Below are 24307 nucleotides of genomic sequence, written 5' to 3'. Positions count from 1 at the left end.
GTCAGACGGCGCACAGAGCCGGTCGCGACTCGGTGCTCCAGGCGACGAGCCGCTCCCGCAGCGCCGTGTAGACCGCCGGGTCGAAGCCCATCCCGGTGTGGGTGCTGCGGACCTCCACGCACTCCGCCGACGGGTCGAGGCTGAGGCGCCACGGGACGATGCCGTCTGATCGGGAGTACACCGACAGGGCGGGAACGTCCGGTGGCAGCGGCGCCGCCAGCGCGCGGGAGTTGTCGTCGAAGCACGGTCCGGTGAAGCAGTCGTCGTTCATCAGGCCGGGCACTCCGGCAGCGGACAGGCGCGCCAGCATCCTGGCCGCGCGGAGCACGTGCGGATGCGCGTCCAGCGGGTCGACCACGGGGCTGCCCAGCATGACCAGCCCGCGCACCAGGTCAGGCCGGCGCACGGCGGCGAGGCGGGCGAGCGCGCCGCCGCGGCTCTGACCCAGCAGCACCACGCGGTCACCGGTGGCGTCGGCGTGCTGCTCGAGCCGTTGCTCGATGCGGTCGACCAGTTCGGTGGTGCAGCCGAGGTTGAGCCCGATGTCGGCACCGGCCGGCTCGTACCCGCGGTCGCGCAGCCAGGTCGAGGTGAGCTGCAGGCTCAGGTCGGCGGCGGCGAAGCCGGGGACGAGCAGCACGCCGAGCCCGTTGCCCTGGCCGGGATCGGCATCGCGCCAGACGGGATGACACAGCAGCCGGGGAATGCCCAGCATCGCGAACAGGACGTGCTCGCGCGCCAGAGTGCTCAAGGACATGGCGCAGGAGTTGCCCCGATGCAGGCCGCCAAACAGGGGGAACGATCACGTTTCCCCCGGCCGCGCAGGCGGTAGTAGTGCTGTTGGCGATGTATCCGAGGAGGGACGTCCATGCAGCGTGACCTGCGAGGACCCTGTCGTGAGCGGTACGACGAGGCCGCGGGGCGCCAGGTGAGGAGCCTGGAGGCGGGCTGGGAGCACACCTCGGGTCCGGTGGTGGTCGTCGTGCCCGGCCTGGGAGCGCTGGGCTACCTGACGGACACGGTGGACGCGTGCGCCGCCTGGGCGAGGACGTTCCTACTCGACGTCCCCGGCTTCGGCCGCCGGGGTCCGCACGGCTGCCCTCCGGAGGTTCCCGCCATCGCGGAGACGGTGTCGGCGTGGCTGGCCCAGTTCTCCGGCGGCCCGGTCGTGCTGGCCGGACATTCCACGGGCGCCCAGGCGGCGCTGCACGTGGCGGCGGCGCACCCGGACCGCGTCAGCGCGCTGGTCCTGCTGGGTCCCACCTTCCCGCCGGAGCAACGTGTCCTCAGTGGACTGGTGCGCGGCTTCGCCCGCAACTCCCGCCACGAGCCACCAGGTCTGTTCCGGGCGACGGCGCCGTACTACTTGCGCGGAGGCTTGCGGGCGCTGGTGCGGTTCGTCCGCTCCGCGCAACGTGACGAACCCGAGCAGGTCATCACCGGCGTCCGGTGCCCGGTGTTCCTCGCCCGCGGGGAGCACGACGGCTTCTCGCCCCAGCCTTGGCTCGACCGGCTGGCGGCGGCAGCGCCTGACGGGCGGGCCGCGACCGTGCAGGGTGCGCACACCTTTCCCTTCGGGCAGGGGCAGTTGACTGCGGATCTCATCCGGCGCGGTGCGGGTCTGCGCTGACCGGGATCCGTTGCGGTGCCCAAATCGGGTGGCGGTCAGGTGTGACGAACCGGCTTGGCGGTCGTGATTTGTGCTTTTAGCCGCTGAAAGAGACGGCTGACCGCGGATCTGCACTGGCCTGAGCCCCGCGAGGTGCCCCAGAACGCCGGCGGTGGTCAGGTGCGCCGCGCCGATCGGCGGCCGTGGCTCGCACCCGTCCGCCGCGGACGGGTCGCCGCACCGCATCGGCGGCACAGAGCCGTGATCGGCGTGCCGGGTTCGGCGGTGCCCTCCGTCCACACCGCGTCCGCCCACAGCACGTGCGGGAAGCGGTCCAGCCGGGCGCGGCTCAGCGGTGTGCCGCACACCGTCTGGTTCGTGCCGGGCCACCAGGCGTGCACGTCACCGGAGGGCTGACGGACGTTGTCGGCGTCGTGCCAGGTGCTCGACGCCGCCACCGACGGCATTCCTCGTTGCGACGAGCCCACGTCAACCGCCGAGGTTGTCCACAGTGGATCCGAGGGTGGCGGCGACCCGTTCGAGCTCGGGTTCGGTGACGTCGGTGCCGTCGAAGCGGGCCAGGAGGTCCTCGCGTGTCGTCACCCGCAGCGCTCCGCGGAACGCATCGGTATCGAGGTCCTGTGCCGACACCACCTCGGTCCTGCCCTCGACGAGCACGAGAGCGGCGTCGGGCAGGCCGGAGTCGAGCAACCGCCGCAGGTCGTCTTCGCTGATCGTCATCGTGCCTCCTCGATGTCGGGTCGTGCGGTGGTGGTCTCAGGTCAGGAACTGCCCGCCGGTGACACCGAGCACCTCGCCGGTGATGTAGCTCGACTCCTGCGACGCGAAGAACACGTACACCGGTCCGAGCTCGGCCGGCTGTGCCGCGCGTCCCATCGGTGTCTGGGCGCCGAAGCTGCCGACCTTCTCCGCGGGCATGGTCGCGGGGATCAGCGGGGTCCACACAGGACCGGGGGCGACCGAGTTGACCCTGATGCCCTTGCCGATGAGGTCGGCCGACAGCGCCTTGGTGAAGTTGACGATGGCGGCCTTAGTGGCGGCGTAGTCCATGAGCTCGGGGGAGGGCTGGAACGCCTGGATCGACGCGGTGTTGATGATCGTGGCGCCGGGGCGCATCAGCGGTACGGCGGCCTTGCACAGCCAGAACATCGCGTACACGTTGGTCTTGAGCACGCGGTCGAACTGGTCGGTGGTGATGCCGAGCAGGCCGTCGTCCTGCGCCATCTGGTAGGCCGCGTTGTTGACCAGGACGTCGATCCGCCCGAACTCCTGCTCCGCGCGCTCGGCGACGTGCCGGCAGGCCTCCTCGGAGCGCAGGTCGCCGGGCACCAGCACCGCCTGCCTGCCCGCGTCCTCCACGAGCCGCGCGGTGCGCTCGGCGTCCGCCTGCTCCTCCTCGAGGTAGGACAGCAGCACGTCCGCGCCCTCGCGGGCGAACGCGAGCGCCACGGCGCGGCCGATGCCGGAGTCGCCACCGGTGACCACGGCCTTGCGCTCGGTCAGACGCCCGCTGCCCCGGTAGGTCAGCTCGCCGTGGTCCGGTTCCGGGTCCATGCCGCCGCCCGAGCCGGGATGGTCCTGCTCCCGTCCTCGCTGCCGCTCGGGACGCGGGTACTGGTCCCTCGGATCCCGCTGCGCGTACTGGTCTTCCGACATGGACAGCCACCTCGTCGACGATGGAACGTGGAACCTGGGTGTTCCCGCGGACGCGGGCCTCAATCCGAGGATCATCCGATCGACGGTCTCGCTCAGTGCGGAGGGCGAGGACGCCGGCGCCCTCCGAACACCGCGGCCGCCAGGACGACCAGCAGCATCTCGATCACACGCGCCGACAACAACGAAGTCTCCACCGTGACCTGCATCGAGGTTCCTCTCACTCGGTTCCCGCTGGGTTTCACGATGGAGCGTGAGGTTCCGCGCGTCATCCTCCTGTTCAGGAGGTCCCGTGGAGGACGTTGCCCGCGTCCGAGGCCCCGTGCTGCAATGAAGTGATCTCCAGGGGGTCCCTGTGCGCTTCAACGACGAAGTCGACTGGCCGGAAGTGTTCGGCGAGCACATCTCCCGTCCCAGCCTGGCTGACCCGCGCAATCCGCGCCGGTCCGCCTACGTCAGGACGATGGTGTTCCTCGAAGGTGGGCTGAAGGAGATCGACGACCAGCTGTCGGGACGCAACGCGCGCAGCCGCGACGAGCTCACGGGCGCCCGGCTGACGCGGAAGATCGTCGTGCGCCGCGCCGCCGGAGTCGCCGCCGCGGTGCCCGGCGTCGCCCGCGCCGGTGAGGGCGCGTTCCGCGATCGCTGGCCGGGGTCCGGTGGCATGGCGAACTTCTTCATGTGCCTCGTCAAGTACACGTGCACGGCACCGCGCTGGCGCAACTTCCTCGACTACGGTCCGCGCCGCGCGCTCGCCGAGCTGCCCAAGGTGCGCGAGGGCGAGCTGGACCTGACCGACCTCGTCGCGAAGATCGCCGCCCACGACCTGCGGATGCGCAGCCGGCTGGCCAGGTACTGGCTCTTCCAGCTCTCGCTGACGATCGACGCGAAGTGGCAGTCCGTTGCCACGAAGGCCTACCAGGAGATGCTCGACGCGTATTCCACGCGGTGGATCCCGGTGTACGAGGAAGGGCTGCGGCTGTTGGACGTGCGGTTCCGTCCGGGCGTCACGGCGCGGAAGCTCAGCCTGATGGTCTGCGCCCAGACATCGGGTTTCGCGCAGCAGGTCGCCGGTGCCGGGGACGACACGAGGGAGACGCGGGAGCTCTTCGTGGCGTCGGTGCAGGCGTTGATCCTCGCCGCGCTCGATCCGGGGGACGGGCACGGGATCACGGAGGCGCTGCGCAGGCGCCTCCGGTAGCAGCCACGGCGTCCACCGGAGGCGGTCACGTCGTCAGAGCGCTCCACCGGGCCGTCTTCCGGCCTGCAGGGCTTCGACCTGCTCCGGGGTGAACGGCGCGCCGAGCAGGTCGTCGCGCAGGGCGTGGCAGCGGAACATGTCCGCGATGTAGTGCATCCGGTCGGGCAGGTCCGCCCAGTCCCGCGCGGCCGTGCCCGCCAGGCTGTCCGGTGTCGGGTCGACGATCTCCAGCAGCGCCCGCAGTTCCGGGTCGGACAGTTCCGCGAGCAGCGGCGGGAACGTCGCCGGCAGGTCGTCGGCCAGGTCGAGCAGCTCACCTCCCGGCAGCGCCAGGGACATCAGATGCCTGGTCACCGCGACGCGGACCACCGCGCGTGCCTGATCCGCCAGGTGTTCCGAGGCGATGCGCACGGCGGTGCGCCTGCCGAGCACGGTCAGCAACGCCAGGCGCAGCCACCTGACCACCCGGTTGCCCGGCAGGAGCAGGTCGAACAGGCGGCGTTCGAGCTCACGCGGGTCGACCACCGGCGCCTGCATCGCCGCGGCGATCTCCGGTTGCAGCCGCGTCTGCTCGTGCAGACCGACCTCGACGTTCGCCAGGAGCAGCAGTTCGGCGCGCCGCTTCGCGTCCTGGGTGGTCATCGCGCGGTGGTACCGGGTGAAGGCCTGCCGCAGGTAGCGCTGTCCCTCCGGCGGCTCACCGGGGCGCAGCGCGTCGCAGAACTCCTGGATCCGCCGCTCGTCCCGGGCGGCGGCCTCGTCGCCGAACTCCGCGAGGAAGCGGGCGAACTCGCGTGCGATCTCCTCGAAGACCTTGAGGTTGCCCCGGGCCGCGGCGGCGCTGACGTCGTCGAGCCGCGCGGTCGTGACCACGGCCTGGCGCACCACCCCGTGGGCGCGGACCAGGACCTCCTGGGGGACACCCCGGCGCAGACCGCGCACCACGAGGTCGACACCGGCCGCCACCTCGGGCGAGGACTTGAGCAGGTGTCCCACCGCGCGCGCCAGGTCCTCCTGGCGGATCGTCTGCCCCACCTGCTTGGACGCCCACACGGCGAACGTGCACCAGTTCGCGGCCCCGCCGGTGCGGGCGGCCAGCGCTCGCGACAACCGGTGGTAGCAGTGGGTGATCCGCAGGTTGCGGACGACGGGGTCGGCGTGTGCCGAGATCTCCTCGACCTCGCCGACCACCGGGGAGATCTCGTCCCCGAGGCCACGCACGTCCGCACCGGTCCGAGTCATGAAGCCGACCTTCCTCTCCGAGGTTCCACCCCTAGGTCGTCGGCGGAGCGGGGAACGTAACGCTCGTGGAGCCGGTCTGTTGAACGCGGTGCCGAGGCGGCGCACCATGAGCGGGTGGACAGGTCATCGGTGCACGACGACTTCGACCGGGCACGCGCGGCGTTCCGCGCCCTGCTCGGTGGTGCCACCGACGAGGAACTCAGGCGCCGGTCGAACGGCACGCGCTGGAACAACCGGCAGCTGCTGTTCCACATGCTGCTCGGCTTCCTGATCATGCGGGCACTGCTGGCGCTGGCGCGGATCGTCTCGCGGCTGCCGGACGGAGTGGGCCGTGCGTGGGCGAGGCTGCTCAACGCCGCCACGAAGCCCTTCGACGCGGTCAACTTCGCCGGCTCTTGGCTCGGCGGCAGCCTCATGCCGCGCAGGGCGATGGTGGCGTTGTGCGACCGCACCGTGGCGGCGCTGCACCGGCGTCTCGACCGGGAGGACGAGCGCGACCTGGCGAAGGGGATGCCGTACCCGACCCGGTGGGATCCGTTCTTCCGCGAGTTCATGACGGTGGCGGACCTGTACCGCTTCCCGGTGCGGCACTTCGACTTCCACCGCGAGCAGCTCTCGCTGGGCTGATCCGCGAGCGGTCAGCCGAGCAGCCGGCCGACCACGTGGGCGGCGTCGCGCCCGGCCCCGCGCAAGGTGGCGGAGGAGAGACTCCGCTGCCATTCGAGGCCCACGAAGCCGAGTCCGCTGTGGTGGCGGGAGATGCCGCGGTCGTGCTCGGTTCCCAGTCCGGTCAGGAACGGCAGGTCGGGGCGGTAGCCGGTGGCGAGGACGATCGCGTCGACGTGCTCGCGGCGGCCGTCGGGCCAGAGGACCTTCGAGCCCTCCACCGCGGTGAACATCGGCCGGCGGTCGGGCCGCCCGTCGTCGAGGGCGCCGCGGTACCGGCCGGTGTCGAGGACCGGGGTGGTGAAGCCTACGGGCAGCCAGGGGCCGATCGGGAGGCGGTCGAGGCCGGTGCGGTCGAGCCAGAAGTGCAGGTCACGACCGAACGGGCGCTGGGCGGCGAACTTCACCGGCTTGCGGGTGGCGAGGGTGACGCGGGCGTGCTCGGCGAGTTCCGCGGCGATCTGGACAGCGGAGTTGCCCGCGCCGACCACGACGACGCGCAGGCCGCGGAACGGTTCGGGAGAGCGGTACTGCGCGGCGTGCAGCACGGTGCCGGGGAACTCGTCGAGACCGGGCAGTGCGGGCCGGTGCGGGTTGCCGAAGCCGCCGGTCGCGGCGACGACGATCGGCGCCGTGAAGCTCGTCCCGCCCGCGGTCGTGACTCGCAACTCGTTGTCCCGCAACACCTCAACGACGCGGTGGCCGGTGCGGACGTCGGCGTCGAGGCGCTCGGCGTAGGCGCGGAGGTAGTCGACGACCTCGTCGCGGTGCGGGTGGTGCCCGGGATCACCGGGGAACGGCAGGCCGGGCAGAGCGCTGTAGCGGGCGGGGGAGAAGAGGGTGAGGCTGTCGTAGTAGTGCGGCCAGGAGCCGGACGGTTCGTCGCCCGCTTCCAGGACGAGCGGGCGCAGGCCTCGCGCGACGAGGGCGTGCGCGGTCGCGAGACCGGACTGGCCCGCGCCGATGACGATGGCGTCGTGGCTGTTCATGGGCACCTCGAAGTAGCCGTCGCCGGGCATGCGGCGACGGACGGGTGGTCGGACGGGTGTCAGTCGGCTTTGCGGCGTTCGAGGAAGACGGTGTCGCGCCACACGCCGTGGTGCTGCGCGATGCGTTCGCGGACACCGAGGGTGCGGAAGCCCGCGGAGTGGTGCAGGGCGAGGCTCGCGCGGTTCTCGGGGAAGATCGACGTCTGCAACGTCCAGAGACCGGCGTGGTCGGCGGCGGTGACCTGCTGGTGCAGCAGGGCTTTGCCCACGCCCCGGCCGCGGAAGCCGGCTCCCACGTAGACGGACGTCTCCGCCACGCCGGTGTAGCAGTCCCGCGTGGACACCGGTGCCGCCGCGGCCCACCCCGCGGTCTCACCGCCGATCTCGGCGACCCAGCGGTGCTCGGGCAGCCACTTGGCGTCGAGCGTTCTGCGTTGGGGCACCTCGGTTTCGAAGGTCGCGTCACCGGTGGCGACGCCCTCGGCGTAGATGCGGCGGACGGCGGTCCAGTCGTCGTCGCGCAGGGCGCGGACGGTCACGTCGGACGGCAGGTCCTGCGGGCAGCAGGGGCGGGGTGCGAGCACTCCCATGACGATGTCGGCGGCGTGGGGGAGCCCGGTGCAGCAGGACGGGTTCACCGTGACGTGGGTGGCGGTGCCTTCCTTGTGCACCCGCAGGAAGCCGACTTCGGCGAGCTTGCGCACGTGGTGCGAGCACGTGGACTGGCTGGTGCCGAGCAGCTCGGTCAGCTCACCGACGGTCATCGCGCGTCCCGCGGTCGCGACGGCGTGCAGCAACCGCACACGGGTGGGCTCGGCGAGGCACGCGAACCAGCCCGCATAGGTCGCGGCTTCGTCCGCGGGCAGCACGGCCGGCGAGGGCGCTGTCGTCGTCATGGGGTGAAGTATCGACACAGATCGATGGTTGCGTCAATCGATCGCGGTCGATACAGTCCCCGGTGTTGATTTGAAATCTGTCGATACAAGGGGTGCGTCGTGAACGAGTTGCCAGTCGTCGTGGTGGGTGCCGGGCCGGCGGGGTTGTCCGCGGCGGCGAACCTGGCCGAACGAGGCGAGCGGGTGATCGTGTTGGAGGCGGGCGACCGGGCGGGCGCCGCGGTGTCGCAGTGGAACCACGTCCGGTTGTTCTCGCGGTGGAGCGAGCTGGTCGATCCCGCCGCCGAACGGGTGCTGGCGCCGACCGGGTGGGTGCGTCCCGACGGTGGCGCGTACCCGACCGGCGCGGAGTGGGCCGGCCTGTACCTGAAGCCGCTGGCCGACGCCCTGGGTGACCGGGTGCGGTTCGGTGCACGGGTGGTGGGCGTCGCGCGCCGCGGTCGTGACCGGGTGGTCGACGCGGGCCGCGAGGACGAGCCGCTGACCGTGCACGTGCGGACCGCTGACGGCGAGGAGCGGATCAGCGCCCGCGCGGTGGTCGACGCGTCCGGCACGTGGGGTTCGCCGAACCCGCTCGGGGGTGACGGGCTTCCCGCGGTGGGAGAGCACGCGGCGGCCGCGCGGATCAACTACCGCGTGCCCGACCTCGCGACCGAACGCTCCCGCTACGCGGGCAAGCGGATCGCGGTCGCGGGCAGCGGTCACTCCGCCCTCACCGCGCTCGTCGCGCTGGCGGACCTGGCCGAGCAGGAGCCCGGCACGAAGATCGTGTGGCTGCTGCGGCGCGGCGCGGTCGGCAACGCCTTCGGTGGCGGTGAGGCCGACCAGCTGCCCGCGCGCGGAGCGCTCGGCCTGCGAGCCGGGAAGGCGGCCGAGGCCGGGCACATCGAGACGGTCACCGGTTTCCGCACCGCGTCGGTGAACAGTGCCGCGGACGGCACGCTCACGCTGGAGTCGTTCGACGGCCACCAGGTCGAGGGCGTCGACGAGGTCGTGGTGCTGACCGGGTTCCGGCCGGACCTGTCGTGGCTGTCGGAGATCAGGCTGAACTTGGACCCGGTGTTGCAGGCGCCGGCGAAGCTCGCGCCGCTGATCGACCCGAACGTCCACTCGTGCGGCACGGTCTACCCGCACGGCGAGGCCGAGCTGCGACACCCCGAGCCGGGTGTTTACCTGGTGGGCATGAAGAGCTACGGCCGTGCGCCGACCTTCCTGTCGCTGACGGGCTACGAGCAGGTGCGGTCCGTCGTCGCCGCGATCACCGGCGACCACGAGGCGGCCGGGCGCGTCGAGCTCGTCCTGCCCGAGACGGGCGTCTGCGGCGGTGCCGGTGTGTTCGACGCACCGGCCGAGCAGAAGAACGGCGGCGGGTGCTGCAGCACGCCGGAGACGGTCGAGGTGTCGATCGGCCTCGCGGCCGGTGCACGCTGACACAGCGGCGCGGCCCGGCACCCACGCCGGGCTGCGCCGCGTCCTGGTCGTCCTGTGCACCACCGAGATCATCAGCTGGGGCGTGCTCTACTACGCCTTCCCCGTGCTGCTGCCGACCATCGGAGCGAGCACCGGGTGGTCGCTCGCGGCGATCACCGCCGGTTTCTCCGCGAGCCAGGTCGTCGCGGGCCTGGTCGGCATTCCGGTGGGCAGGCTGCTCGACCGGCACGGCCCGCGCGCCGTCATGACCACCGGCTCGGTCGTCGCCGCGGTCGCGCTGGTGGCGCTCGCGACCGCGGACTCGTTGCTGTGGTTCACCGCCGCGTGGCTGCTGGCCGGAGTGGCGATGGCCGGGGTCTTCTACGCGCCCGCGTTCGCCGCGCTGACCCGCTGGTACGGGCCGCGCCGCGTGTCGGCGCTGACCGCGCTGACCCTGGTCGCCGGTCTGGCGAGCACCGTGTTCGCGCCGTTGACGGCGGTGCTGAACGACCTCGTGGACTGGCGCGGCACCTACCTCGTGCTCGCCGGGTTCCTCGCCGTCACCACGATCCCGCTGCACCTCCTGGGCTTGCGGTTGCCGTGGCCGTCGATCGAGCACGAGACCGCCCACGCGCCGTCGGCGGTGGCGCGCAGCCGCCCGTTCCTGGTGCTCGTGGTCGCGATGAGCCTGGCCGCGTTCAGCGTCTACGCGGTCGTGATCAACCTCGTGCCGCTGCTGACCGGACGCGGCATGACGACGTCGGCCGCCGCGGTCGCGCTCGGTCTGGGAGGGATCGGCCAGGTGCTCGGCCGGCTCGGCTACGGCAGGCTGACCGCGAGGACGTCGGTGCGCACGCGCACCCTGCTGGTCCTCCTGGTCAGCGCCGCCGTCACCGTTCTGCTGGGCGTGGTGCCCGGTCCGGCTCTGCTGCTGATCGCGGGCTCGGTGCTCGCCGGTGTCACGCGCGGGATCTTCACCCTGGTGCAGGCGACCGCGATCACCGACCGGTGGGGTCCTGCCCACTACGGACGGCTCAACGGCCTGCTCACCGCACCGGTCATGCTCACCGCGGCGATCGCGCCGTGGGCGGGCAGCGCCCTGGCGGCCTGGCTCGGCGGCTATCCGGCGGTGTTCGTGGTGCTCGGGGTGATCGGGGTGCTGGCGGCCGCGTTGTCGACCGCCAGTGTGCCGCGGTAGTCCGGCGGCGCGCACCGGCACGATCAGCTCATCGGATGCCCGTCCGGTTCTGCAACGCCCCGATCTTCGTGCCGTACAGGAAGAACACCGCCATGAACACCTCGATGCGCTGCTCCGGCGAGAGCTCGTCGAGGTCCACCGCGATCTCGGTCTCCCGCACGTCCGCCTCCCGCGCCAGCCGCTGGTTGAACACCGCGCGCGCGACGTTCTGACTGCGTTCGTCGACGTCCGCGTGGAACAGCCGGCGCAGGTCGCAGTCGGGCGGCAGGGGGTGGCGGACGAGCTCGGCGGGGTAGCGGGCGTTCATGACGCGCGCCGCCGTGTTGAGCGCGTGCGCGATGAGCGCCGGTCCCTTGTCGAAGTGGTCCACCATCGCGACCAGCTCTTCGAGGGTCGCCACGTCCTCCTCGATGCTGACCGGCGTGCTGATGTCGAGGTCCAGGCGTTCCATCGCCATCGCGACGTTCGCGAGCACCTGGTCCGGGTCGACGACGAGCCTGTCGCCGAGGTGAACGCTCGCTCGGTGGTGGTGCGGGTCTAACAGCTCCTGCGTCTCGCGGTCGAGATGCGCGTGCGGCAGGTCTTGGTGGTCGGTCGTCACGCGCACTGCGTGCCCGTTTTCGGGTGAGCACAATCGTCCATCCACGAACGAATGAAACGCCGGGGCGCACAGGCGCCCCGGCGTCGGTCGAGCGTCTTGCGTCAGCCGCGGTGCCACTTCTGGTTGGCGCCGCCTACGCAGTCCCACATGTGCAGGACCGCGTCGTTGTTCGGGTTCCACTCCGCGATGTCGACGCACTTGTTCGCCTGCGGGTTGACCAGGTCGCCCGCCCCGGACAGCACGAACTGCTGCGCCGGGTTGCCCGAGCAGGTCGCGAGCTGCACGGCCGCGCCGTTGGCCGTCGAACCCCACGCCACGTCCACGCACTTGTTGTTCTCCGTGCGCAGCGTGCCGCCCACGAACTCGAACTTCTGGTTCGTGCCGCCCGTGCAGTTCCACACGATCAGGCGCTGCCCGTCGGCGAAGTTCCAGTTCGGCACGTCGATGCACTTGCCGTGCCAGTCGCTGACGATGCTGCTGACCGCGGGCGGGGGAGCGGAGCCGCCGAACGGGGTGAGGATGATCCCGGCCGAGCGCGGGTCGCCGTCGTGCACCAGCGACTCCTGCGCCTGCACGTCGTCGAACGCGAACCCGTACGCCTTGCCGTCCACCATGTTCTGGTGCACGAGCCGCGAGTAGTGGTTGGTGATCGCGCCCTGGTAGAAGTCGGCGGGACCGCCGCCGGGCTGCACGTCGATGCGGCCGAGCGTGGAGCGGTGCAGCGCGGCGCACAGGGTGCGTGCGATCGGGCCGACCACCTGGTCGTTCGGCGCGTGCAGCGCGCCGTCGCAGCCCCACACGTTCGCCGTGGACGGCTTCGCGAACGACGCCACCTGCTGACCGGCGGAGTTCGTGAAGTTCATCGTGGTGCCCGAGGTGCGGCCGAAGTACTTCACGTCCGGCCGGTCGCCGAACGGCTGCACGGTCAGCGTCTTGGTCGTGTACGCGTTCCAGGCCTGGGTGATGTACGGGTCCAGGTAGTTGCGGTCGAAGTTGCCGACGTCGGCCGCCTTGCCCGGCGCGAGCACGCGCAGCACCGTGCCGTCCGGACGGGACATGATCGAGCCGCCCCAGCCCGCCTGGTTCCGGATGCCGTTGATGACGGCGTCCCGCCCGCCCGACTTCAGCTCGCCGGTCTTCTTCGTGGCGCCGCTGGCGCCCGTCACCGTCACCGCGTGCGGTACGGCGAACATGTCCACCTGCGAGCTGTTGAGCCACAGGCCGGCGTCGTTGTAGGTGAACTCGCTCCAGTCGAACAGGATGCCGCTGTTCGGGTCGCCGGACGCCCACGGCGCCGGCTGCACCAGGCCGTCGGGCGTCAGGAAGAACTTGAGCTTCTCGCCGAACGACATGTAGACGCGGCCCGAGATGAACCGCGGCACGCGCAGCGTGGTGGTGCCGCCGGGACCGGGACCGGCGATGGACACGTCCGGTGCGGGCGTGGGCGGGTTGCCGCCCGGCGACCACGGCGTGAACGCGCCCGCCTGGTTGACGTACCCGAGTCGCCCGTTGCGGATGTCGGTTCCCAGGACGTACAGGTGCACGCCCTCGGACCGGCCGCTGTTGTTGGTGACGTTCAGCGGCAGCAGGTCGGGCCCGACCGCCTGTACCGGGGTGATCGCGACGACCGCCGACGCGGTCGCCGCCAGCGCGGCGAGCGCGCTGAACCACTTCGTTCGAGTGCGCATCTGACTCCTTGTGCAGGGGCTCCGGTAGCAGGTCCCCCGACCGGTTCAGGGCGGTCGGCGGCCTCCGGTCCGGGAAATGGTCCAGACCGGTTATGAGAGCGCTTCCATGGTTGTGCGCAGATGCGAGCCCTGTCAATACCGAAGGGGGGGGGGGGGGGGCCCCCCCCCCCCCGCCCCCCCCCCCCCCCACCCCGTTGCCGTCAGGAGCAGACGTTCGACGTGCTGTTGTTCAGCGTGAGGTTGCGGAACGTCGTGTTCGTCCCGCAGGGGCTCTCCCGCACCGACGAGTTCGTCACCGTCAGGTTCTGGACGGTGATGTCGCGGTTGTTCGGGAACTCCGAACGCGCGGCCAGCCGGATCTCGCCGCCGCCGGTCACCGTGCCGCTCTGCGCCGCGAGGGTCACGTTCGTGCAGTTCTCGATCAGGACCGCGTTGTTGCCGGTGTTCGCGAGGTCGATCCGGTCGATGGTCAGCCCGCCGCTCTCGGACACGCAGAACACGCCCCGGCCGCCGCCGCGGGCGCGGACCGTGCCGACCCGGATGTTCGTGGGGTAACCGGTGCCGATGCGGCCGTTGCGGTTGGCGGTGCGGAACGCCGCGTACCCGGTGCCCGCACCCGCGTTCTCCGCGTCGACCGTGCCGACGGTGGCGTTGATGGTGTCGTTGAGCAGCAGCCCGGACTCGCCGACGTTGCGAGCGGTCACCGTGCCGATCGTGAGGCCGTCCACGCCGTAGGTCTCGACGGCGTGGCTGCTCGCGCCGGACGCGAAGACGTTGTCGATCCTGATGTTGCGGCTGCGCACGCTGGTGTTGCCGCGGTTGTCGACGCGCACGCCGAGGCCACCGGACAGCCGCAGGTCGATCTGCCCGAGCACGACGTTGTCGACGTTGCGCAGGAAGATCCCGTACAGCGGGCGGCCGGTCACGCTGAGGTGGCGCACCTCGATGTCCCGGGTTCCCCTGGAGTAGATCGGGGCCTGGTCGCCGGAACCGGTGCCGGTCACGTTGATCGTGCCGCAGACGTCGATGCCGGTGTAGCTGGGCAACGAGATCCGCGACCCCGCGCCGACCGGCCCGCTGCCGCGCACCACGACCCACTGCTTCGAGGTGCGTCCCCCGGTGAGGCTGTCGATCGCGGCCTGCACGGCGGACCGCATGTCGGCGCCGCTGTAGACGGTCCGGCTGCCGTTGCGGGAGGTCCACGTGCTGCCGTTGAGCACGGCCTCCGCGTTGAACGCCCGGTCACCGCAGGCCAGGACCTGGGGCGCGGCGGTGGCCGGCGCGAGACCTCCCAGCACGGTCGCCGCAGCCGCGGCCGCGCCGATGCGCCACCTTGTCGAGAGCATGCGAAATCTCCTTTTCGGTGTGTGCGGCGGCGGAGGGTGCGGGCTGTCCTACTTGAGGTAGTTGGACAGCGGGATGCGTTGGTCGCGCAGGGCCTTGGCCACGACGCGGGCGATCTGCTCGGCTCCCGCGGCCTCGAAGTGCGTGTGGTCGTTGCAGAAGAAGGCGCCGACCGGGCCCTTGGTGTAGTCGCCGTCGTTCGGGCACAGCTTCAGCGCGTTGTAGAGCGTGTAGCTCAGCTTGTGCAGGTCGATGACGGTCACGCCGGCCGCCCTGCCCGCGTCTGCCGTCTCGGTGAGGAAGCCGCGCGTGCCGACGGCCGTGCTGCCGCTGCACCTGATCGCGGAGACCGGCGTGAGGAAGATCGGTGTCACGCCGCGGTCCTTGGCGGCCTTGGCCATCAGGCCGAGGAGTTCCCTGTACCGGGCGCTGCCGACGTGGCGCGGGCAGTCCCGGCTGCCGTCGTTGATGCCGAACTGGATCATGAGGTAGTCGCCGGCCTTCATACCGGCGGCCGGGTCCAGCATGGCCTGCCAGCGCTGGTGGAACGTCCTGGGACTGACGACGCACTCGTCCGCCGCGTCCTTGGTGTTCTGCACGTTGGACTCGTACAGCCACGTCTGGATGCTCCGCCCTGCCACGGCGCTGTTCACCACGGTGACGTCACCGGTGAACAGCGGGTCGAAGCGGCTGCCCCAGCCCACCGGGCAGCTCGTCCTCGGATCGGCCATCGTCGAGTCGCCGGCGAGCCAGACCTTCACGGCGGCAGCGCTGCCCGGCGCCGAGCCGGCGGGAGCGCAGGCGGGTTCGTCGGCCGACGCGGGGCCGGCAGCGGTGAACAGGGGCAGCACGACGAGCGCGGCCAAGGCCAGAACACGTTTCTTCACAGGGGTTCTCCAGACAGCAGGGGTTGTCTGATGGGGGACTTCTCAGCCCGTGGGCCAGACGATCGCGCTCGGCGGCACCGGGGCGGTGAGCCGGTGGAACGATTCGGGTGGCAGGACGCGCTGGTCGCGCAGGGCGGTGGCGACGAGCCGGGCCACCTCGATCGCCCCGGTGGCCTGGAAGTGCGTGTTGTCCTCGACGCCGTCCGGGTAGTGGGGCCAGGGCCCGGCCGGCAGGTGCAGGAAGTACTCCTTCGTCCCCTCGACGCCCGCGCGGTTCCACAACGCCGTGCTGGACGCGGTGAGGTCGATCAGGGGCACGCCCTTGGCCGCCGCGAGCTCGCGCATCGCCGCCGGGTACGCGCCGTGGGTGGGGGAGGCCGGTCCCGGCGCTGGTGAAGCGGCGCCGTTCGACGGACGTGACCAGGACCGGCTTCGCGCCCTTGGCCCGGCTCCTGTCGATGTACTGGGAGAGGTAGGCCTTGTAGGTCGTCGACGGCTCGGTGTAGCGGGCCGGGTCCTCCTTCTTCTGGTCGTTGTGGCCGAAGGAGATGAGCAGGTGGTCGCCCCGCTTGACCCTGGACAGGACGCGGTCGAGGCGGCCCAGGTCCACGAAGCTCTTCGAGCTCGCCCCGGACAGCGCTTCGTTCGCCGTGACGACACCGCGGGCGAAGAACACCGGGAGCGCCTGACCCCACCCGGCCCGGGGAGCCAGCGCCGAGGTGTACGTGGAGGCGGTGGAGTCCCCCGCGACGTGGACGGTGACAGGTGCCGCCGCGCCGGATCCCGCGGCCGCCGTGGAGAGGAACGAGAAGGCGGCGATGCCGATGACGGCGGACGTGCGCCTCAGGAGCATGGTGTTCCCTTCGAGACCGCGGGGTCTGGTAAGCGCTTTCCAACATTGCGGAGTATGCCGCCCGCGAGCCGGAAAGGGCGACGGGGTGAGGAGATTTCTGTGTTCGACGGTCGAATCGACTGCCGCGGATTCGCGCCGCGGCAGCCGATTCACGTCCTGGAAAAGTCCGATCAGGACGGTCGCGTCATCCGGCCTGCTCGCCCGACGGTGCCGGGAGCTGGGCGCCGAGCGGGACCGGGGTGCCGAAGTTCGGCGTGCCGTCGGCGTTCCAGCTGAACTTCTGCGCGCGGGCGGACCGCTCCATGCCGCACCCGGCCGAGGCGCTGGTGTTGCCGTGGTAGACGATCCAGTCCTCCGTGCCGTCGGGGGACTTGAAGAACCCGTTGTGGCCGGGGCCGAACACCCCGTGCTCGTCGTTGCGCTGGAACACCGGGTTGGCCGACTTCGTCCAGTGCGCGCGGTTGAGCGGGTCCGACCCGGTGAGGGTGAGCAGGCCGAGCTTGTAGTCCGGACCCCAGCAGGCGCTGGCCGAGTACACGATCATGGTGCGGCCGTTGCGGTACAGCGGTTCCGCGCCCTCGTTGACCGGCGCGGTCTGCCGTTCCCAGGCCAGTGTGGGCTGCGAGATGGTGCGCCGCGCGCCGCTGGTGGTGTACGGGTTGGACAGCGGGGTGATGGTCAGGCTCTGGGTGCCGTCCATCGCGCTGCCCATCAGGTACAGCTTCCCGTTGTGCTGCAGGATGCTCGGGTCGAGCTCCCAGGTGCTGCCCAGGTCGGCCTTGAACGTGTACGGGCCCATCGGGTCGGTGCCCGCGCTTTCCAGCACGTGCAGGCGCTGGGTGGGGTTGTAGTCGGGCACGTTCTGCCCGGCCACGTAGTACAGGTACCACCGGCCGTTCAGCAGGTGGAACTCCGGCGCCCACATGTTGCAGCACCCGTTGGGCCGTCCTGCCAGGCTGAACACCACGGTGTCCGCCGCGCTCGACAGCCCGGCCAGCGTGCGGGAGCGGCGCATGGTGATCGTGGAGTTCCACGTCGTGGTGGCCAGGTAGTAGTAGCCGTTGTGGAACTGCAGCCAGGGGTCGGGGCCACCGGACTTGATCGGGTTGGTGACGTTGCCGGGGGCGCCGATCTTCACCAGCTGCCACTGCTGGTTCGTGCCACCGGTGTCGGGCCACTGGATCACCTGTGCGCCGTTGGCGGCGGAGAAGTCGAGGACGTCGACCGCCTTGCCGCTCGCGCGGCTGACCAGCCGGACGTGCCCGTCCGGTGAGTCGGCCAGCCGGAACTGCTGGCCGGTGCGGCCGGCGTCCGTCGTCTGCACGAGCCCGGTCCGGTCCGCGGTCGACGGGAAGTCCAGCACCTTGCCGCTGTGCCGGGACTTCACCCGGTAGTAGCCGCCGCCGGAGTCGACGAACTGCCACTGCTGCCAGGCACCGTCGTTGCGCGCGTACTGCGAGATCCGGGCGCCGTCGCCGGTGGCCAGTTCGAAGACGTCCAGCGCCTTGCCGCTGTTGCGGTTGACCAGCGCGTACGACGCGCTGGTGTCCACGACGGCGGCGGAGGCCACCGTCGGCACGGCGGCGGTGACGCCGCCCAGCAGGGTGACCGTGGCGGCCAGGACGGTGGTGGCGCGCCATCGGCTGGTGAACGAGGTCAAGGTTTCTCCCTAACGCAGGAACGGCCAGCCCGCCGAGTCGAGGGCCAGCAGGTTGATGCCGAGCCGCGACGCGCCGGTGCCGGTGTAGTAGTGGTAGACGAGGAGGTCGCCGTCGACGTCGGCGAGGACGTCCTGGTGGCCGGGTCCGTGCACGCTTCCCTGACCTGCCAGGACCTCCGTGCCGCCCCCGGACGTCATCGCCGTGCCGTCGCGGGCGACGTACGGGCCGGTGACGCTGGTGGAGCGGCCGACCACGACCCGGTACGTGCTGGACGCGCCGCGGCAGCAGTGGTCGAACGAGACGAACAGGTAGTAGTAGGACCCGCGCTTGACGATGGTCGGCGCCTCGATCGGGCCGCCGTTCCTCCCCGCGAGGGAGCGGACGACCGAGTCGGACCGCAGGCCGGTGGACGGGTTGAGCGCGATCATCTTGACGCCCGACCAGAACGAGCCGAAGCTCAGCCACCAGCGGCCCTGGTCGTCCACGACGAGATCCGGGTCGATGGCGTTGTAGTCGTCCGACGTCCGCGACTCGACCACCAGCCCGCGGTGGGTCCAGGTGCCGGACGCTCCGCTGGGACTGGTGGCGAGGAAGATCGCCGACCGGTTCGAGCCGAACGTCGAAGCCGAGTAGTACAGCCAGTACTGCCCGTTGCGGTAGGACAGGTCCGGCGCCCAGAGGTTGCGGTCGCCGTTGGTGTAGGGCGTGGTCCACGACGCCCCGCCGGGGAACACCGATCCCGCGTTGCGGAACGCGATCCGGTCGGCCGAGGTCTTGAGCGCGAGATCCCTGCCGGTGTGCGCCACGAGGTAGCTCCCGTCGGGGCGCTTCACCGCGCTCGGGTCGTGCACGCCGACGTCACCGGTGACCAGGCCCGGCAGGGGATAGGCCGACGCGTGCGGTGCCGTCGCGACGGTGGTGGTCAGGACCACCGCCGCGACCAGGATCGTCTTTGCCAGTGCGTACTTCCTCGAAGCGGCCATGAGACACCTCGATCTCTTGGACGGAGTTGTCGCGGCGGCGGTGGGAACTCGTGTCACTCCAGGACGAACGTCGCGTCCGCCCGTCCCTGCGCGTCGGTGACCGCCTGCAGGTAGAGCAGTCCACCGCTGGCGCGGAGGTGGCGGCCGGGGAAGTTCACCGACTCGAACGACACCGCGGAGGAGGCCGCGAGACCTGCTCGTTGCGTGAAGCTGGCGTCGTTGCGGAACAGGGTGCTGCCGTCGCTCCGCTCGACCCACAGCTCGTTGTTGCGGTGCCGCAGGTAGTAGCCGGGGAAGTTGGTCGACTCGAGCGACACCGAGCCGGAGCCGGTCAGCCCGGTCACGATCTTGAACTGGGAGTCGGCCAGCGGCGTCACGCCCGCCTCCAGGCGCGCGCGGTACTCCCAGTGCCGCACGAAGCGGTCGGTGGCGGCATAGGACCTGAGCCTGACCGGGGTGGGGCCGTCGGCGACCGGGATGCCGAAGTCCGGTGTGCCGTCGCCCTTGTAGTAGACCTTCTGCACGCGTGTGCGGCGGTTCGGGTCGTTGAGCGGGTCGCCGCTGATGTCGCGGTAGTTGCGGTCGTGGTAGACCATGACGTCGCTGGCGCCGTCCTCGGACACCGTGAACGAGTTGTGGCCCGGCCCGTACTGACTGGTCGCGTCGTTGCTGGTGAACACGGGGCTGGGGCTCTTGGTCCACGACGCCGGGTCGAGGAGGTTCGCCGACGCCGACGCGGTCAGCAGGCCGAGGCAGTAGTTCGCGTCGGTGGCGCTGGCCGAGTAGGTCAGGAAGACCTTCCCGTTGCGCTGCAGGACGGCCGGTCCCTCGGCCACCTTGAACCCGCGGGTCTCCCAGGAGAGCGTCGGCACCGTCAGCCGGGTCACCGCGCCGGTGATCGTCCACGGGGTCGCGCCCATCCGGGCGAGGTAGACGTTGGAGTTCGTGGCGATTCCCGGCTCCTGCTGCGCCCAGGTCAGGTAGCGCACGCCGTTGTGCACGAACGTGGACGCGTCCAGGGCGAAGGTGTCCCACGGGGTCGTGATGCGCCCGCGCTCGGTCCACGCCCCCGTCAGCGGGTTGGCGCTCGAGCTCTCCAGCACGTACATCCGGATGCGCCAGATGTCGTCGCTGCGGCCCGCCGCGAAGTAGACGTACCACTTCCCGTTGATGAAGTGGATCTCCGGTGCCCAGATGTGGGCCGCCATCTCGCCGCTGGAGTGCTTGCGCCAGATCACCGTCTCCGGCGCCGAGGCCAGTCCCTGGATCGTGGTCGCGCGGCGCAGGACGATCCGGTCGTACTCCGGAACGGTCGCGGTGAAGTAGTAGAAGCCGTCGGTGTGCTTGAAGACGTGCGGATCGGCACGCCGTTCCGCGATCGGGTTGGTGTACCGCACCGCGGGCGCCGCACCCGCCTGCGGCACGGGCGTCCCGGCCACGCAGGTCACGACGGCCAGCACCAGCACGGCCAGACGGAGGAGAACTGTCTTCATCGACTGTCCTTTCAGGCCAGTGGTGCGGAGACGGTGAAGGAGGCGTCACCGGCGAACGTGGAGCCGGAGGTGCGCCAGTCGACCCGCAGCTCGTGGTTCAGGTGGCGCAGGTACCGGCCGGGGTGGGAGTAGGACTCGAACGACGTGCTCGCGCCGCCCGCCAGACCGGCCCGGCCGCAGAACGTGGCGTCGCGGGCGAACACCGCGTCGCCGGTGTTGGTGTCCAGCCGGACGCGGAAGTCGTAGTGCCGCAGGTAGCGGTCCGGGAAGTTCACCGAGCGCAGCGAGTAGCAGGCCGCGTTCGCCAGGCCGGCCACGACGGTGAACGTCGCGTCCTGGCGCACCGGCAGGGCGCTGGACGAGCTCACCGGCTCGACGTAGCCGAGGTTGTCGCGGTGGCGGACGTAGCGGTCGGGGAGGTTGGCCGAGCGCAACGAGCGGGCACCCGTGGCCACCGCCGTGCCGTCGCCGGAGTCCTCCCGCAGCACGGTGAAGTGCCGGGCGGTGCCGGACAGCCCGGCCAGTTCGGCCTTGGCGCCGAAAGTGGAGAGATTCGTGCTGTCGGCGTAGAAGTACCGCCGCTGGCCGTACTGGTCGAAGTAGATCCGCCACCGGCCGTCGGGCAGCCGCACGAGCGCGGGCCCTTCGAGGCCGGAACCCCAGCCCGCCCAGTTGCCCGTGCCGACGAACGTCCACGGCCCGTTCAGCGACGTCGCGGTGGCGTGCTCGATGTACTTCGTCGTCTCGTTCTTGAGGAAGTTGTGGTAGGTGCCGCCGACCTTGACCAGGAAGCTGTCGATGAAGTTGGCCGGGATGCCGAGAGCGACCGGGCTGCTCCACGCCGAGAGGTCCGCGTTGGTCGCGGTGATCCGGTACGGCCGGAACTGCCCCGCCGTGCCGGCCGTGGACGCGGAGTAGACGACGTGCACGCTGCCGTCGGAGTCCTTGAACCACTCCGGCGCCCACGTGCTGCCGGTGGCGCCGTTGAGTCCTACCCGGACGTTGCGCAGGAACGTCCACGTCACGTAGTCCGCGCTGCGGGCGAAGCCGATGGTGTCGCCCGTCCAGTTCGTCGTGTAGACGAGGTAGTAGTAGCCGTCGGTGTGCCGCAGGACGCTGGGATCGCGGATCAGTCCGGACGGCGGCGTGTAGGCGTTGGCCCGGACCTGGGTGAAGGTGGTCGCGTTCGCCGAGTCGAAGACGTACATGTTCGACTCGCTGCTGTTCGTGAACGCGGTCATCAGGTAGTGCGGCACGGGGCCGGCGGCCGACGCCACCGGAACCGGGGCGACGACACCCGCCCCGGCTGCGAACGCGGCCGTGACCGCTGTCAGCACACGCCTTCGGAACGAGCGGACGGCACGCGGCAGGGGGAAACGCATGAACCGGCTCCTAGCGCCATTGAGAGGAGGCTCGGGGAGTGAGCGCTAACACTATGTGGCAAGGCAGCCGGTCGAGGCAATGCTGTGTCCAGGCGTGATGGATTGAGTTAGCGATAACAACGAGGTCGGGCGGCTGTCGTCGAATTCTCGTCGCACGCCGTTCGACGAGAATTCGACGATGCACGCCGGGTCGTCAGGTGGGAAACCGTCCAGGGCGGACGGAGGAGCGGGCCCCCGCTACTCGAACACCCCGTAGCCCGCGACTGCGTGTGCCCGGACGCCGTCCATGTCGAGCTCCACGCCGATGCCGGGGGTGTCGGGCAGCGTGATGTAGCCGTCCTTCACGATCGAGCCGCTCCCGTCGGGGGCGCGGACGTAGCTGTCCCACACCGCGCGCTCTTCGAGGGCGTGCCACTCCTGGACGAAGAAGTTGGGGATCGCCGCGCACTGGTGCGACGTGGCCATCGTGCCCAGCGGCGTCGACACCAGGTGTGGCGCGAAGGGGATGTAGTGGATCTCCGCGAGGTTGGCGATCTTCTTGGCCTCGGCGAGGCCGCCGCACTTCGGCACGTCCGGCTCGATGACGTCCACGGCGCCGCGTTCGAGCAGCTCGCGGAATCCCCACCGCAGGTAGAGGTTCTCGCCCGCGCAGATCGGCGTGCGGGTCTGTTCGCGCACCCGCACCAGCGCGTCGACGTTCTCCGCCGGTAGCGGTTCCTCGAGCCACATCAGGTGGAACGGCTCGAGCTCCCAGGCGATCCGGCACGCGCTCGGCACGTCGTAGCGGGCGTGCAGGTCGATGGCCAGATCGACGTCCGGTCCGATCGCCTCCCGCACGGCCGCCACGCGCTCGACCATCGACCGCAGCTCGGAGGCGTTGATCGTGTGGTTGAAGTCGTCGAACTTGCCGGGGTGGCGCAGGTCGTCGATGTCGAACTTGATGGCGGTGAAGCCTTCGGCGACCACCCGCTGGGCCCGGTCGACGCACCCGGCGATCGAGCCCGCCGGGTCGTCGCCGTCGCCGCAGTCGGCGTAGAGGCGGATCCGGTCGCGGAACTTCCCGCCGAGCAACCGGTAGACCGGCTGGCCCGCGGCCTTGCCCGCGAGGTCCCACAGCGCGAGCTCGATCCCGGACAGGGCGATCACGGACACCCCGCCCTGGGGGCCGGCGAAGACCGTGTTGCGGCGCAGTTTCTCCCAGCACCGCTCGACGTTGCGCGGGTCCTCGCCGATCAACAGGGGTGTCAGGAACTTGATCATTCCGACGACGGCACCCGCGCCGGCGTCGGGGTTGGCCTCGCCGAAACCGCTGAGGCCCTCGTCGGTGTCGATCCGGACCAGGGTGGCCTCACCGTGGTAGGCCACCACTGCCGTCGTGACGTTCACGATCCGCATTGCTCTCCCGCCGCCGGGTGGTGCAGATGAACGGACTGTCGCGGAACACAACTTGTCCTATAAGCTGATGACATGCAAAGGGGACAAGAGTCTCTGGACGCTGTCAAGGTCCGGACTCTGCCGGTGCAGGTGGCGGCACACCTGACCCGGCGCATCGTCAGCGGTGAGGTCGAGGACGGCCGGGGGCCGTCGGAGCTCGACATCTCCCGCGAGTTCGGGGTGTCCCGGGTGGTGGCGCGGGAGACGCTCAAGATCCTCGCCTCGCTCGACATCGTCGACGTCGCGCAGGGCCGCCGAGTCGTCGTGCGCCCTCCGGCGGAGTGGGACTACCTGAGCCCGTTGCTGATCGAGTGGATGCCCGCGGAGGTCGTCGGCGAGCTCTTGCAGGAGCTGCACCAGATGCGCGTGCTGCTCGAGCCCGAACTCGCCGCGATGGCCGCGGTCAGCGTCACCGAGGAGACGCTGGAGCGGCTCAGGGGCGAGGTCGGCCGCATGGCGGAGCTCGAGGCGGACCCCGACGCCTACCTCGAGGTCGACCACGAGTTCCACATGGAGATCTGCCGGGCGGCCGACAACCGCATCCTCGACCGGATCATGTACTCCGCCCGCTGGCTCGGCACGGCCAGCCGCCGCATCACCAACGAGGCGCCGGCCGCGCTGTGCAAGGCCACCGCCGACCACACGGAGATCTACGAGGCGCTCGTGGCGCGCGACCCGGACCGTGCCCGCGCGGCGATGCGCAAGCACCTGGCCAACAACTCCACCCTCCTCGCGGAGAAGGAGCAGCAGTCCAAGAAGGCCGCCCGGCGGCGCTAGCGCACGGCACTACCGACATCCGGACCGATGACGAGGACGGACGAGGCATGGGGGCACCTGCGATCCCGCGGATCCGGCTGGGGCTGACCGCCACCGGACTCGCTGCCGAGCGCCTCGACGCCGTCGTCCACCACCGCCGCACCACCCGCACAACGGTCTTCCGCGCCGTCCGCCACGGCGCGGAGTCCGCCGTCCGCACCTGTGCCGTCCAGCCGGGCGGCCTTCCAGATCGACGCACCACCAGTTCGCCGCCCTTCGCCGCATGAACGACCCGGCAGCGCGGCGCACGCCTCGCTGTCCCGCCGGTTGCAACGTCGCC

At 70.9% G+C, this 24307-nt stretch carries 24 protein-coding genes and 1 pseudogene; 7 read left to right on the top strand and 18 right to left on the bottom strand.

Translation table 11 applies throughout. The annotated features are described in order from the left end of the window. Window position 1 precedes the first annotated feature (1 nt). The gene (locus ORI60_RS00750; protein ID WP_266032710.1) at window positions 2-757 is read right to left on the bottom strand and encodes an alpha/beta fold hydrolase; all 756 of its coding nucleotides are present in this window, start codon (window positions 755-757) and stop codon (window positions 2-4) included. Between the two features lie 111 nt (window positions 758-868). Here ORI60_RS00750 and ORI60_RS00745 point away from each other — a divergent pair, with 111 nt between their 5' ends. Beyond that, the gene (locus ORI60_RS00745) at window positions 869-1630 is read left to right on the top strand and encodes an alpha/beta fold hydrolase (protein ID WP_266032708.1); all 762 of its coding nucleotides are present in this window, start codon (window positions 869-871) and stop codon (window positions 1628-1630) included. A gap of 155 nt (window positions 1631-1785) precedes the next feature. Here the strand turns inward: ORI60_RS00745 and ORI60_RS00740 are convergent, their stop codons facing one another. The 3 genes from ORI60_RS00740 to ORI60_RS00730 are packed head-to-tail and all read right to left on the bottom strand — an operon-like array spanning window position 1786 to window position 3286. After that, complete coding sequence (locus ORI60_RS00740; RefSeq protein WP_416234338.1) at window positions 1786-2067, bottom strand: hypothetical protein; 282 nt, start codon at window positions 2065-2067, stop codon at window positions 1786-1788. Between the two features lie 31 nt (window positions 2068-2098). Continuing rightward, window positions 2099-2350 carry a hypothetical protein gene (locus ORI60_RS00735; RefSeq protein WP_266032705.1) on the bottom strand — a complete coding sequence of 84 codons (252 nt, stop codon included), beginning with the start codon at window positions 2348-2350 and terminating at the stop codon, window positions 2099-2101. 36 nt (window positions 2351-2386) lie between these two features. After that, window positions 2387-3286, bottom strand: coding sequence for an SDR family oxidoreductase (locus ORI60_RS00730; protein WP_266032703.1), 900 nt, complete (start codon window positions 3284-3286; stop codon window positions 2387-2389). 352 nt (window positions 3287-3638) lie between these two features. Between ORI60_RS00730 and ORI60_RS00725 the strand changes: the two genes are divergently transcribed. Next, complete coding sequence (locus ORI60_RS00725) at window positions 3639-4484, top strand: hypothetical protein (RefSeq protein ID WP_266032700.1); 846 nt, start codon at window positions 3639-3641, stop codon at window positions 4482-4484. Between the two features lie 33 nt (window positions 4485-4517). On the opposite strand, the gene ORI60_RS00720 is transcribed toward ORI60_RS00725, so the two are convergent. Further along, window positions 4518-5726: a hypothetical protein gene (locus ORI60_RS00720; protein ID WP_266032697.1), complete on the bottom strand. Its 1209-nt coding sequence runs from the start codon at window positions 5724-5726 to the stop codon at window positions 4518-4520. 114 nt (window positions 5727-5840) lie between these two features. Between ORI60_RS00720 and ORI60_RS00715 the strand changes: the two genes are divergently transcribed. After that, window positions 5841-6353, top strand: coding sequence for a DinB family protein (locus ORI60_RS00715; protein WP_266032696.1), 513 nt, complete (start codon window positions 5841-5843; stop codon window positions 6351-6353). An 11-nt stretch (window positions 6354-6364) separates the two neighbouring features. Here the strand turns inward: ORI60_RS00715 and ORI60_RS00710 are convergent, their stop codons facing one another. Then, on the bottom strand, window positions 6365-7411 hold the full coding sequence (locus ORI60_RS00710) for a flavin-containing monooxygenase (protein ID WP_266032693.1): 1047 nt from the start codon (window positions 7409-7411) through the stop codon (window positions 6365-6367). A gap of 29 nt (window positions 7412-7440) precedes the next feature. Next, entirely contained in the window at window positions 7441-8277 is an 837-nt protein-coding gene (locus ORI60_RS00705) for a helix-turn-helix domain-containing GNAT family N-acetyltransferase (protein ID WP_266032690.1), read from the bottom strand. Window positions 8278-8376: 99 nt separating this feature from the next. On the opposite strand from ORI60_RS00705, the gene ORI60_RS00700 reads away from it, so the two are divergent. Beyond that, window positions 8377-9708: an FAD-dependent oxidoreductase gene (locus tag ORI60_RS00700; RefSeq protein WP_266032688.1), complete on the top strand. Its 1332-nt coding sequence runs from the start codon at window positions 8377-8379 to the stop codon at window positions 9706-9708. Further along, a complete protein-coding gene (locus ORI60_RS00695) occupies window positions 9698-10885 on the top strand; it encodes an MFS transporter (protein WP_266032685.1) in 1188 nt (395 codons plus the stop codon). The genes ORI60_RS00700 and ORI60_RS00695 overlap by 11 nt, the downstream gene beginning before the upstream one ends. Before the next feature lie 28 nt (window positions 10886-10913). On the opposite strand, the gene ORI60_RS00690 is transcribed toward ORI60_RS00695, so the two are convergent. The 11 genes and pseudogenes from ORI60_RS00690 to ORI60_RS00645 all read right to left on the bottom strand — a co-directional run bounded on the left by ORI60_RS00690 (window position 10914) and on the right by ORI60_RS00645 (window position 23172). After that, the gene (locus ORI60_RS00690; RefSeq protein ID WP_266032682.1) at window positions 10914-11486 is read right to left on the bottom strand and encodes a hypothetical protein; all 573 of its coding nucleotides are present in this window, start codon (window positions 11484-11486) and stop codon (window positions 10914-10916) included. Between the two features lie 101 nt (window positions 11487-11587). Continuing rightward, window positions 11588-13174 carry a glycoside hydrolase family 64 protein gene (locus ORI60_RS00685; protein WP_266032680.1) on the bottom strand — a complete coding sequence of 529 codons (1587 nt, stop codon included), beginning with the start codon at window positions 13172-13174 and terminating at the stop codon, window positions 11588-11590. A 200-nt stretch (window positions 13175-13374) separates the two neighbouring features. Beyond that, window positions 13375-14520 carry a hypothetical protein gene (locus ORI60_RS00680; protein ID WP_266032678.1) on the bottom strand — a complete coding sequence of 382 codons (1146 nt, stop codon included), beginning with the start codon at window positions 14518-14520 and terminating at the stop codon, window positions 13375-13377. A gap of 48 nt (window positions 14521-14568) precedes the next feature. Then, the gene (locus ORI60_RS00675) at window positions 14569-15405 is read right to left on the bottom strand and encodes an SGNH/GDSL hydrolase family protein (protein ID WP_266032676.1); all 837 of its coding nucleotides are present in this window, start codon (window positions 15403-15405) and stop codon (window positions 14569-14571) included. A gap of 42 nt (window positions 15406-15447) precedes the next feature. Beyond that, entirely contained in the window at window positions 15448-15750 is a 303-nt protein-coding gene (locus ORI60_RS00670) for a hypothetical protein (RefSeq protein WP_266032674.1), read from the bottom strand. 100 nt (window positions 15751-15850) lie between these two features. Continuing rightward, window positions 15851-16258, bottom strand: a pseudogene (locus ORI60_RS44700) (SGNH/GDSL hydrolase family protein); the annotation flags it as partial. A 184-nt stretch (window positions 16259-16442) separates the two neighbouring features. Beyond that, on the bottom strand, window positions 16443-17918 hold the full coding sequence (locus tag ORI60_RS00665) for a family 43 glycosylhydrolase (RefSeq protein ID WP_266032671.1): 1476 nt from the start codon (window positions 17916-17918) through the stop codon (window positions 16443-16445). 9 nt (window positions 17919-17927) lie between these two features. Continuing rightward, the gene (locus tag ORI60_RS00660) at window positions 17928-18902 is read right to left on the bottom strand and encodes an arabinan endo-1,5-alpha-L-arabinosidase (RefSeq protein WP_266032669.1); all 975 of its coding nucleotides are present in this window, start codon (window positions 18900-18902) and stop codon (window positions 17928-17930) included. Between the two features lie 53 nt (window positions 18903-18955). Next, a complete protein-coding gene (locus tag ORI60_RS00655; protein ID WP_266032663.1) occupies window positions 18956-20395 on the bottom strand; it encodes a family 43 glycosylhydrolase in 1440 nt (479 codons plus the stop codon). A gap of 11 nt (window positions 20396-20406) precedes the next feature. Next, the gene (locus tag ORI60_RS00650) at window positions 20407-21777 is read right to left on the bottom strand and encodes a glycoside hydrolase family 43 protein (RefSeq protein WP_266032660.1); all 1371 of its coding nucleotides are present in this window, start codon (window positions 21775-21777) and stop codon (window positions 20407-20409) included. A gap of 237 nt (window positions 21778-22014) precedes the next feature. Beyond that, on the bottom strand, window positions 22015-23172 hold the full coding sequence (locus tag ORI60_RS00645) for a mandelate racemase/muconate lactonizing enzyme family protein (protein WP_266032657.1): 1158 nt from the start codon (window positions 23170-23172) through the stop codon (window positions 22015-22017). Between the two features lie 72 nt (window positions 23173-23244). Here ORI60_RS00645 and ORI60_RS00640 point away from each other — a divergent pair, with 72 nt between their 5' ends. Both ORI60_RS00640 and ORI60_RS00635 read left to right on the top strand, forming a co-directional pair. Further along, window positions 23245-23988, top strand: coding sequence for a FadR/GntR family transcriptional regulator (locus ORI60_RS00640; RefSeq protein WP_266032654.1), 744 nt, complete (start codon window positions 23245-23247; stop codon window positions 23986-23988). Between the two features lie 47 nt (window positions 23989-24035). Then, the gene (locus tag ORI60_RS00635; protein ID WP_266032651.1) at window positions 24036-24254 is read left to right on the top strand and encodes a hypothetical protein; all 219 of its coding nucleotides are present in this window, start codon (window positions 24036-24038) and stop codon (window positions 24252-24254) included. The last annotated feature ends 53 nt before the right edge of the window (window positions 24255-24307 follow it).

Source organism: Lentzea sp. NEAU-D7 (assembly GCF_026242055.1).
In the GTDB taxonomy this organism is placed as follows: Bacteria; Actinomycetota; Actinomycetes; order Mycobacteriales; family Pseudonocardiaceae; genus Lentzea.
This window is presented reverse-complemented; position numbering and strand designations above follow the sequence as displayed.

Excerpts from the sequence above, each read along its gene's own strand:
- ORI60_RS00735 (WP_266032705.1), bottom strand. The coding sequence starts at position 2,350 with ATGACGATCAGCGAAGACGACCTGCGGCGGTTGCTCGACTCCGGCCTG.
- ORI60_RS00670 (WP_266032674.1), bottom strand. The coding sequence starts at position 15,750 with ATGCGCGAGCTCGCGGCGGCCAAGGGCGTGCCCCTGATCGACCTCACC.
- ORI60_RS00730 (WP_266032703.1), bottom strand. The coding sequence starts at position 3,286 with ATGTCGGAAGACCAGTACGCGCAGCGGGATCCGAGGGACCAGTACCCG.
- ORI60_RS00685 (WP_266032680.1), bottom strand. The coding sequence starts at position 13,174 with ATGCGCACTCGAACGAAGTGGTTCAGCGCGCTCGCCGCGCTGGCGGCG.
- ORI60_RS00750 (WP_266032710.1), bottom strand. The coding sequence starts at position 757 with ATGTCCTTGAGCACTCTGGCGCGCGAGCACGTCCTGTTCGCGATGCTG.
- ORI60_RS00655 (WP_266032663.1), bottom strand. The coding sequence starts at position 20,395 with ATGAAGACAGTTCTCCTCCGTCTGGCCGTGCTGGTGCTGGCCGTCGTG.
- ORI60_RS00680 (WP_266032678.1), bottom strand. The coding sequence starts at position 14,520 with ATGCTCTCGACAAGGTGGCGCATCGGCGCGGCCGCGGCTGCGGCGACC.
- ORI60_RS00635 (WP_266032651.1), top strand. The coding sequence starts at position 24,036 with ATGGGGGCACCTGCGATCCCGCGGATCCGGCTGGGGCTGACCGCCACC.
- ORI60_RS00705 (WP_266032690.1), bottom strand. The coding sequence starts at position 8,277 with ATGACGACGACAGCGCCCTCGCCGGCCGTGCTGCCCGCGGACGAAGCC.
- ORI60_RS00710 (WP_266032693.1), bottom strand. The coding sequence starts at position 7,411 with ATGCCCGGCGACGGCTACTTCGAGGTGCCCATGAACAGCCACGACGCC.
- ORI60_RS00745 (WP_266032708.1), top strand. The coding sequence starts at position 869 with ATGCAGCGTGACCTGCGAGGACCCTGTCGTGAGCGGTACGACGAGGCC.
- ORI60_RS00650 (WP_266032660.1), bottom strand. The coding sequence starts at position 21,777 with ATGCGTTTCCCCCTGCCGCGTGCCGTCCGCTCGTTCCGAAGGCGTGTG.
- ORI60_RS00645 (WP_266032657.1), bottom strand. The coding sequence starts at position 23,172 with ATGCGGATCGTGAACGTCACGACGGCAGTGGTGGCCTACCACGGTGAG.
- ORI60_RS00640 (WP_266032654.1), top strand. The coding sequence starts at position 23,245 with ATGCAAAGGGGACAAGAGTCTCTGGACGCTGTCAAGGTCCGGACTCTG.
- ORI60_RS00660 (WP_266032669.1), bottom strand. The coding sequence starts at position 18,902 with ATGGCCGCTTCGAGGAAGTACGCACTGGCAAAGACGATCCTGGTCGCG.
- ORI60_RS00720 (WP_266032697.1), bottom strand. The coding sequence starts at position 5,726 with ATGACTCGGACCGGTGCGGACGTGCGTGGCCTCGGGGACGAGATCTCC.